Below are 8,737 nucleotides of genomic sequence, written 5' to 3'. Positions count from 1 at the left end.
CTAACGGTGAGCGCTGCCGTTTCGCGCACCCCGTCCAGCACCTCCAACGCGTCCTCTTGCATTCGTTTGAGATCGGCGAGGGCGGCGGCGCTGGCATCTTGCCGTTGCCCTAGGGCGGCGGCACGGCGGGTGAAGAAATTCTCCGGGCCGGTGCCTTCGGCGAGCAACTGCCGGGTGAGGCGCAAGGCGCGATCAAGATTGGCGACGGGCTCCAGGAGTGTCAGCAAGCGTTGCGCGCGGTCGCCGCTTTGTTGGAAGGCGTATTCGAGCGGGCGCAGGCGGCGGGCTTCGGTCATGAACGCAGCCTCGGTCAGCAAGCCGATGAGGCGGTTCACCTCGGCTTTCAGGTCGAGCACCGCTGCCAGAACGCCCACCTCGTCGGTCATCAAACGGGTGATGTCGGCCCCGCTGGCGGAGATTGAGTCCTTCGTGCGTGCGTCGAGCGCGGCAATGCCTTGGTCAGCGGCTTGGCTCAAGCGGGTGGCGATCAGGCCATGCTGAGCAAGGCCGCGTTGGCTGGTGTCGTGGCGGGTGGCGGCTTGGGCAAGGCCGCTCCGGGCCGCCGTTGCGAGCGTGGTCACGCCTTCGCCAAGCTGCGCCTCGAGCCGGGTTGCGGCGTCGGTCGCGGCGGGGTCGAGCGGGGCGAGGTTCTGCAACGCCGCCCGAATCGCCCCGAGCCACTGGCCAAGGGCCTGGGCCGATTGATCGACCGCGTCGGGTGTGGTGGCGGCGACCAAACTGGGCAGCGCTGCGGCAAGACCTGCCGCGCTACCGTCGAGCTTTCGCGCGGCGTCGAGGGTCGGCAACCCGCGCTCGGTAATCTCCGCCTGATCGGCTTCGATACGCTGAAAGGAGACAGTTGCAACGCCCCCGGCGATAACCGTCGAGAGGGTAATGGCGGCAAAGGCCATCAGCAGTTTAGTGCCGATATTACCGGGAATGTGCCACTGCATAGGGGGCTCCCAACGGGTTAGGGGAAACGAGGAAGGGGGTGAGGGCGGTAATTGGGTCGGTTGGCGCGAGCGTGTGCAGCCGCGCGAATAGGATTTCGGCCTGAGTGGGGCCGAGGGTTGGGGCGGTGCAATCGCGGAATTTTCGATAAAGCTCGGCTGCGGTCAGTGGATTGCCGCTGCTGCCTTTGGGGTAAGCGATGGTGGCGCTTACCTCCCGCCCATCGCTGAGAACGAGACGGGCGGAACCGTCGCCCTGCCACGGCAAGGCTTGCGCGACGGCAGAGGGGGCGCGCACCGCGAGCCGTACCTTTTGGGCGAAGGCGATCAACTCGGGATCGGCCACCGCGGCGTCGGTGAAATGGACCAGGCGGGGCGCGCCATCGCGCAAGGTGACCGCCGCGCAATAGGTCATGGAAAACCGGGCTTCCAGCGCATCGCGTGGGTTCAGGAAACACAGGTTATCGATCATGAACGTAGGGAGGCCGATTTCGACGGCGGCAATCTCGCGGAGGGGGACGTCGGCCTGTTTCTGCGCCGCCAACAGCGCATCGATGCCTAAGTGGCTCGACATGCACGATGGGTAGAGCTTTTGCGTCAGCCCATAGGTATCGAGCGCCAGCGGCCCTGTCGGCGGGGGTAGGGCGGCGGCGGACGCTTCGCCGTGAAAAAGATCAAGAAACCCCCAGCGGCCCGTCAGCATTTCGGGCGCACCGGCAATCCCGGCGCGGGCAAGCTGTGCCGCGAAAATCCCGTTTTGGGCAGCGAGACCCGCATGAACCGGTTTCATCGCGCTGCCGAATTGGCGCTTGCTGCCGCTGGCAAAGCTGGTGGTGATGCTGATGGTGGCGGCGAGCTCCTCAGCCGTCGCCCCCATGAGCGTCGCGCACGCAACCGCCGCCCCGATCACGCCGAGGGTGGAGGTTGCGTGCCAGCCACGACCGTAGTGGTCGGGATTGGCGATGAGGCCGAGCAGTGCTTGCGCCTCCAATCCGGCGGCATAGGCGGCGATCACCGCGCCCCAGGATTGATTTTGCGTTTCAGCAAGGGCCAAGAGCGCCGGAAACAGCACCGCGCTGGCGTGGGTAATCGCGGGAAAGAAGTTATCGTCGTAATCGAGCGCGTGGGCGGCGGTGCCATTGACGAACGCCGCAATCCCAGCCGGGCGGCGCTGACGGTCGCCGAGAAGCGTTGCCGCGCCATAAGGCTCTTCCACCAGCGCCGCTTGGCGCGCGGCCTGGGTTGCGGGATCGTCGCGCCCGGCGATCATACAGGCGATGGTATCGATCAGGGCTGTCTGCGCGCGTGCCTGTGATAGGTCGGTCAGGCGGGCGGGCACGGTAGCGATAGCAGCAACCAGCGCTTTGGTTAGGTCGGTGGATTCCGTCATGGCAGCACCTGCCCGGCCACCAGTTGGTTCAGGAAATCTTCGCAGGCGGTGAGTTGATCTATCGTGCAGAACTCATCGGGTCGGTGCGCCTGGGCAATGCTGCCGGGACCGCAAACGATGGTTTGAATCCCCGCCGCTTGAAACAACCCGGCTTCGGTGCCAAACGCCACTTTCGGAGGCACAGACGCGCAGGTGAGGCGGGAGACGCGCTGGGTGAACGCCCCCTCTTGCGGCGCATCGAGCCCTGGATAGCTTAAGACTTCCTCAAACCGCACGCGGCCCACCGCGCTCCCGGCCTTGAGGGTGGGGGTAACGCGGGTTTCGGCAAAGTCGCGAATCCGCCCGAACAGCGCCTCGGGGTCGGTGCCGGGCAAATGGCGGCACTCGAAAATAAACCGGCAGGTATCGGGCACCGTGTTCATGGCAATACCGCCGTCGATCATCGTTGTCAGCATGGTGCTGAACGGAATATCGAACCCGGCATCTGGCCCATCGTTGGCGCGCAGTTCGGCGGCAAGATCGGCGATATGGCCAATCAGGGTGGCCGCGCCTTCAATGGCATTGATGCCCGACGGCGCGGCAGAGGAATGTGCCGCGCGCCCTTCCACGGTACAGCACCAAGCGCGCTTGCCCTTATGGCCCAAGACCATCTGCATCTCGGTCGGCTCGCCCACCACGCAGCCTGCGGGGCGGAATGGGAGCGTTGCCAGCAGGTCGATCAGCGAGCGCACGCCGATGCAGCCCACCTCCTCATCATAGGAAAAGGCGAAATGGATGGGGCGGACGAGCGGCAGCTTGGCCCAGGTGGGCGCCAAGGCGAGGCAGGCGGCGATGAAGCCTTTCATGTCGCAGGTGCCGCGCCCGAAAATCTTGCCGTCGCGTTCGGTCGCCGTGAACGGGTCTGTGGTCCACGCCTGTCCATCGACCGGCACCACATCGGTATGCCCGGAGAGGATGATCCCGCCATCGACTTCCGGGCCAATGGTCGCCCAGAGGTTGGCTTTCGTGCCGGTCGTGTCGCGCACTAGGGTGACGGGAATCCCGAGGGCTCGCAGCCTATCGCCCATCCACTCGATCATACCGAGGTTGGAGTTACGGCTGACGGTATCGAAGGCTATGCAGCGCTCTAACGTGGCGCGGGCTTCGGGGGTCATGACACCCCTCCATCGGTTAGATGACAGGCGATCAGGCGTCCGGCGGACAGGGGGCGCAGCGCGGGCTTTTCGCGAGAACAGCGCGGCCCCGCCATTGGGCAGCGCGGGTGAAAATGACAACCGGGGGGCGGGGCGAGCGGGGAGGGAATCTCCCCCTTGATCGTCGCATAGCCGCGCGGCTCCAGCGAAATGCGCGGCGCTTCGGCCAGTAGCGCTTGTGTGTAGGGGTGCGCCGGGTTGCCGTAGAGCTGATCGGTCGGGGCAACTTCCACCACGCGGCCCAGGTACATAATAGCCACTCGGTCGGAGAGATGCTCCACCACGCCCAAATCATGGCTGATAAAGAGATAGGTGAGGGAGAGTTGGTCGCGCAGCGCCATAAACAGGTTAATCACCTGCGCTTGAATCGATACGTCCAAGGCCGCAACCGACTCGTCGCACACCAAAAAGCGCGGCTTGACCGCGAGCGCCCGCGCGATGCCAATGCGTGCCCGCTGCCCACCGGAAAACTGGTGCGGATAGCGGTCCTTCGCCCCCGGATCGAGCCCAACTTGGCGCAACAGATCATCGACATAATCGGCCTGCTCGGCGCGGGTGATCATGCCGTGGGCTAAGGGTGCTTCCCCAATACTGTCCTTCACCCGTTTGCGTGGATTAAGGGAGGAGAAGGGGTCTTGAAAGATCATCTGAACGGCTAGGTTGATCTGCCGCCGCTCCGGCCGCGTCATCGCGCCGATGTCTTTACCTTCCCAGCGTAACGTGCCGTCGCTGGGATCATTGATCCCGGCGACGATCCGCCCCAAGGTGGATTTGCCGCAACCGCTTTCGCCCACCAGCCCCAGCACTTCGCCGGGTTTAATGTCGAGCGTTACCTTATCGAGCGCGTGAACGGTTGGCGGAGGCGGGGTTTTCAGCAGGCGGCGGGTGAGCTTATCGGCAAAATCGCTCTGTTTGCTGAAGCGTTTTGAAATCTCCCTTAGTTCGAGCATGACAGAAGCTCCTCCGCCGGCAGATAGGGATGATGACAGCGCACGAGATGCGCGGGAGTGGTGCCGGTGCCCTGCGCGCGGCGCGGTTGTGGGACTTCCGCGCACGCATCGGTCGCAAGGGAGCAGCGGGGGCGGAAGGCGCAGCCGGTGGGCAGGTCTTTCAAGCTCGGCGTCATCCCCGGAATCTGACGCAGGGGCCGCCCGCGCAGGTTATTGGTGGGGATCGATTCGAGCAGCCCTTGGGTATAGGGGTGTAGCGGGCGTTGGATAACGTCGCGCGTGCGCCCGGTCTCGATAATCCGTCCGGCGTACATCACGGCGATCCGGTCGGCGAGCCCGGAGACAAGGGCGAGATCGTGCGTTACCCAAATAAGGGCCGTGCCCGATTGCGTGCACAGGTCGCGCACTTCCGAGAGAATTTGCGACTGAACGGTAACGTCCAACGCCGTTGTCGGCTCGTCGGCAATAATCACGTCGGGCTGATTGATCAGCGCAATGGCGATGGCGACCCGTTGGCGCATCCCGCCCGAAAACTGGTGCGGGTAGGCGCGTAAACGCTCTTCCGGGGCGGGAATGCCGACGCGGGCAAGCGCCTCGCGCGCCCGCTCCCACGCCACCTGGTGCGGCACGCGGGTGTGGGCCTGAATGGCTTCGATCATCTGCGTGTCGATCCGCAACACCGGGTTCAGCGTCATCATCGGGTCTTGGAAGATCATGGCGATGCGCGCGCCGCGCCTACGCCGCATTTCGGCTTCTGAAAGCGCCAGCAGATCCTCCCCGTTGAGCAGCACGCTGCCCGCGGTCACCCGGCCTGGGCGGTCGAGCAAGCGCATCAGCGACTGGCCGAGCACGCTTTTGCCAGAGCCGGATTCGCCGACCAGCCCGAGGATTTCTCCCCGGTGCAACAGCAGATCGACCTGATCAACCGCGCGCAACGCCCCCGCCGGGGTCATGAAGTCGGTCACGAGGCCCCGCACCTGCAAGGCGATATCGCGGGCTGTGGGTAAGAGGGGAATGGTCATCGCGCACCTCGGGGGTTCAGAAGATCGCGCAGCCGGTCGCCGATCATATTGATGGAGACGATGGTGATGAGCAGCGCCACGCCGGGCAGAACGCTGATCCAATATTCACCGGACAGCATGTAGGCGTAGCCATTGGCAATGAGGCGGCCCAGCGAGGGTTCGGTAACTGGCGCGCCCACGCCCAAGAACGAGAGGGTGGCTTCCAACGAAATCGCGTGAGCCATATTGAGCGCGGCCACCACGATCACCGGGGGGAGGGCGTTGGGCAGAATATGCCCGAACAAGACCCGCCGGTCAGACAGGGCAAGGGACCGCGCCGCCTCCACATATTCCTTTCGTCGCTCTACCATCGCGCTGGAGCGGACGGTGCGGGCGTAATAGGCCCATTGGGCCGCGACCAGGGCGATGATGACCTTATCGATCCCGTTGCCGAGAATCGCGAGCAGGATCAACGCCAGCAGCACGGCGGGGAACGAGAGTTGCAGATCGACGAGGCGCATCAGCAGATTATCGACCCGTCCACCCATGTAGGCGGCAATCAGCCCAACCGTAAGCCCGATGGCGAGGGCCACGGCAGTGGTGGTCAGCCCCACCATCAAGCTGGTTTGCAGACCGTAGAGAATACCGCTTAACAAATCGCGGCCCTGATCATCGGTGCCAAGCCAATAGGTCATGCCGCCATAGCCTTTGGTGCCGGGGGCAAGGCGGGCGTCGAGCACGTCGATTTGGTTCAGATCATAGGGGTTCTGCGGGGTGATCCACGGGGCGGTCAGCGCCGCCAGAATGAGCAGAGTGAAGACGATCAACGCCAGCAGCGCCGGGCGCGAGCGGCTGAAGTCGCTCAGCAGTTTCAAGGTGGGATGGGTCGGGGCGGGGGCGCGCAACGGGGGCGCGGAAATATCGGTCATGGCACTCTCCTCGCGGGCGGCTCTAACTGCGTTCGCCAGCGCGCACGCGCGGGTCGAGCAGCAGGTAGAGAAGGTCCACGATGAAATTGATGGTGATGAACATCGCCACGACGAACAGCAGATAGGCGACGATCACCGGACGGTCGAGGCGCAAGATACTATCGATCAACAGCTTGCCGATGCCGGGCCAGGCGAAGACCGATTCGGTGACGACCGAAAAGGCGATGACCGAGCCAAACTCCAGCCCCAAGACCGTGACGATGGGGATGAGAATGTTTTTCAGCACGTGCAGTCCTAAAATCCGCGCCGGATGCAGGCCCTTGGCGCGGGCGAACTTCACGTAATCTTGATCCAAGGCTTCCCGCGTTCCGGCCCGCGCCAGGCGGATAACCAGGGCGAGCTTTAGCAAGGCGAGCGTGCAGGCAGGCAGAATGAGATGAGCAATCCCGCCATCCCCGCGCCCACCTGCGGGCAGCAGCCCCAGTTCGACTGCGAAAATCAGAATCAGCAGAATCCCCACCCAGAAGGTTGGCAGGCTGAAGCCCAAAATGGAGAGGGAGAGAATGGCCTTGCCCTGCCAGCGGTCCTCCCACAGACCCGCCGCCATCCCGAGCGGAATGCCGAGAAAAATAGCAAGCGCCATGGCCGAGGCGGCAAGTTCGAGCGTCGCAGGCAGGCGCTGCAAAATCAGCCCCAAGGCGGGCACGTTATGAACGAAGGAATTGCCCAAATCGCCCTGAATGGCCCCGGCGAGAAAATGTAGGAACTGTTGATGCAGCGGCAAATCGAGGCCCAGGCGCTGAATAACCTGTTGGCGCAAGGCGTCGTCGGCAGCGGGATCGATGAGAATATCGATTGGGCTGCCAATCGCGAAAACACCTAAGAAAACAATCGTTGCCATCAGGGCCATCAGCACTAGGCTAGCGACCGTTCGGCGCAGGGCGGCTGCAATCATGATCGAGCATCCTGTGTCGGCGAGAAAAAGAAAGAAGGCGGCGGAAGGCCGGGGGAGGCGCGCTCCCGCCGCCCGATGCGCGAGCCCGCCAATCCGGGAGGGGCTTGGCGAACCCGACGCATCTTTAGAGCCAGGGATTAGTCGCGGGTAATATCGAAGGCGAAGGTGAATTCGTCGGCGCGCGGGGTATAGCTCAGGCCCTTCCGCATTGCCCACGGGCGCACTTCGTAATGCAGTGGGATCACCCCGACATCGATCATCGCTTTGGCCATTGCTTGTTCCAGCAACGCGCGGCGAGCGGCATCATCGACCGTGGATGTAGCCTGGGCGATCAGCGCATCGACCTCGGGGTTCGAGTAACGGCCCTGATTGCTAACGCCATTCCCCAAATCCTTATTCACCGTGGCGGCTAACGCGCGCAGCGGTGAGGACATTTCTCCAGTTTGCGCGCCCCAGCCGGCCAACCAAATACCGAACTCGAAGGCATTGCGTTTGCTAAAGAACACGCTGGAGGTGAAGGATTGCACCTTGGTTTTAATGCCTGCGCGGGTCAGCATTTGTGCGATGGCCTGGGCCACACGCTCATCATTATTGTAGCGGTCGTTCGGGGTGGACAGGGTGAGTTCAAACCCGTTCGGCAACCCGGCTTCGGCCAGCAAGGCTTTCGCGCGCTCGGGGTTGCGGTCGAGGGCGGGAATCGCCTTGTTATGCCCGAACATCATCTCCGGCAGAAATTGATTAGCCGGAATGGCAAGGCCGCCCATCACGCGGTCCACGATCACCTTACGGTCGATGGCGAGCGAAATCGCCTCGCGCACGCGTTTATCTTTGAACGGGTTCGGAATATCCTCGGTCACGCCGGGGGCTTTGTCGCTGGCCTGATCCATGGCCAGATAGATCACGCGGCTGGTAACGCCCTGCACCACCTTCAGGCGCGCATCGGCCTGGAGGCGCGGAATATCTTGAATGGGGGGGCTTTCGATGAAGTCCACATCCCCCGCCAGCAGCGCTGCAACCCGTGCGCCTTGGTTGCTGATCGGGCGCAAGGTGACCTTATCCCAAGCAGGAGCTTTGCCCCAGTAGGACGCATTGCGCTCCAGGCGGATTTGCTCGCCCTTGACATATTGCACCAGCTTATACGGCCCGGTGCCGATGGCCTGTTTGCCGCTGTTGAACTCTTCCGTCGTCGGCCACGGCCCCGCCCCGCACCCGGCGGGGTTGAAGGCAATCGCAGGCGCGCCCGATTTACCGTCCGAAATCATCCCGATCGACGATAGCTCGACGGGCAGCAGCGGATAGGCCGTGCGCGTCGTTAGCGATAGGGTGTAGCGGTCCACCACGTCGATGGCGACAATCGAGCGCGTGTAGA

At 63.6% G+C, this 8,737-nt stretch carries 7 protein-coding genes and 1 pseudogene; all 8 read right to left on the bottom strand.

Translation table 11 applies throughout. The annotated features are described in order from the left end of the window. Positions 1 to 953, bottom strand: a pseudogene (locus tag ACIQ36_RS15705) (hypothetical protein); the annotation flags it as partial. Beyond that, a complete protein-coding gene (locus ACIQ36_RS15700) occupies positions 931 to 2,340 on the bottom strand; it encodes an MmgE/PrpD family protein (protein ID WP_395831012.1) in 1,410 nt (469 codons plus the stop codon). The pseudogene ACIQ36_RS15705 and the gene ACIQ36_RS15700, both read right to left, overlap by 23 nt. Continuing rightward, entirely contained in the window at positions 2,337 to 3,494 is a 1,158-nt protein-coding gene (gene argE / locus ACIQ36_RS15695) for an acetylornithine deacetylase (RefSeq protein WP_395831010.1), read from the bottom strand. Before argE ends, ACIQ36_RS15700 begins: the two co-directional genes overlap by 4 nt. Continuing rightward, the gene (locus ACIQ36_RS15690; protein ID WP_395831008.1) at positions 3,491 to 4,483 is read right to left on the bottom strand and encodes an ABC transporter ATP-binding protein; all 993 of its coding nucleotides are present in this window, start codon (positions 4,481 to 4,483) and stop codon (positions 3,491 to 3,493) included. Before ACIQ36_RS15690 ends, argE begins: the two co-directional genes overlap by 4 nt. Next, positions 4,471 to 5,505 (bottom strand): ABC transporter ATP-binding protein, encoded by a 1,035-nt coding sequence (locus ACIQ36_RS15685; RefSeq protein ID WP_395831006.1) that lies wholly within the window; start codon positions 5,503 to 5,505, stop codon positions 4,471 to 4,473. The genes ACIQ36_RS15690 and ACIQ36_RS15685 overlap by 13 nt, the downstream gene beginning before the upstream one ends. Further along, a complete protein-coding gene (locus ACIQ36_RS15680; protein ID WP_395831004.1) occupies positions 5,502 to 6,413 on the bottom strand; it encodes an ABC transporter permease in 912 nt (303 codons plus the stop codon). Before ACIQ36_RS15680 ends, ACIQ36_RS15685 begins: the two co-directional genes overlap by 4 nt. Before the next feature lie 22 nt (positions 6,414 to 6,435). Next, on the bottom strand, positions 6,436 to 7,368 hold the full coding sequence (locus ACIQ36_RS15675) for an ABC transporter permease (protein ID WP_395831002.1): 933 nt from the start codon (positions 7,366 to 7,368) through the stop codon (positions 6,436 to 6,438). 137 nt (positions 7,369 to 7,505) lie between these two features. Beyond that, on the bottom strand, positions 7,506 to 8,737 hold a 1,232-nt coding region (locus tag ACIQ36_RS15670), incomplete at its 5' end, for an ABC transporter substrate-binding protein (RefSeq protein WP_395831000.1).

The sequence above is a fragment of the Elstera sp. genome, assembly GCF_044372965.1.
Taxonomy (GTDB): Bacteria; Pseudomonadota; Alphaproteobacteria; order Elsterales; family Elsteraceae; genus Elstera.
The sequence above is the reverse complement of the archived record's forward strand: the minus strand, read 5'-3'. Positions and strand labels throughout refer to the sequence as shown.

Bases quoted from the DNA above. Each gene is read 5' to 3' on its own strand.
- ACIQ36_RS15680 (WP_395831004.1), bottom strand. From the start codon at position 6,413: ATGACCGATATTTCCGCGCCCCCGTTGCGCGCCCCCGCCCCGACCCAT.
- ACIQ36_RS15685 (WP_395831006.1), bottom strand. From the start codon at position 5,505: ATGACCATTCCCCTCTTACCCACAGCCCGCGATATCGCCTTGCAGGTG.
- ACIQ36_RS15675 (WP_395831002.1), bottom strand. From the start codon at position 7,368: ATGATTGCAGCCGCCCTGCGCCGAACGGTCGCTAGCCTAGTGCTGATG.
- ACIQ36_RS15700 (WP_395831012.1), bottom strand. From the start codon at position 2,340: ATGACGGAATCCACCGACCTAACCAAAGCGCTGGTTGCTGCTATCGCT.
- argE (WP_395831010.1), bottom strand. From the start codon at position 3,494: ATGACCCCCGAAGCCCGCGCCACGTTAGAGCGCTGCATAGCCTTCGAT.
- ACIQ36_RS15690 (WP_395831008.1), bottom strand. From the start codon at position 4,483: ATGCTCGAACTAAGGGAGATTTCAAAACGCTTCAGCAAACAGAGCGAT.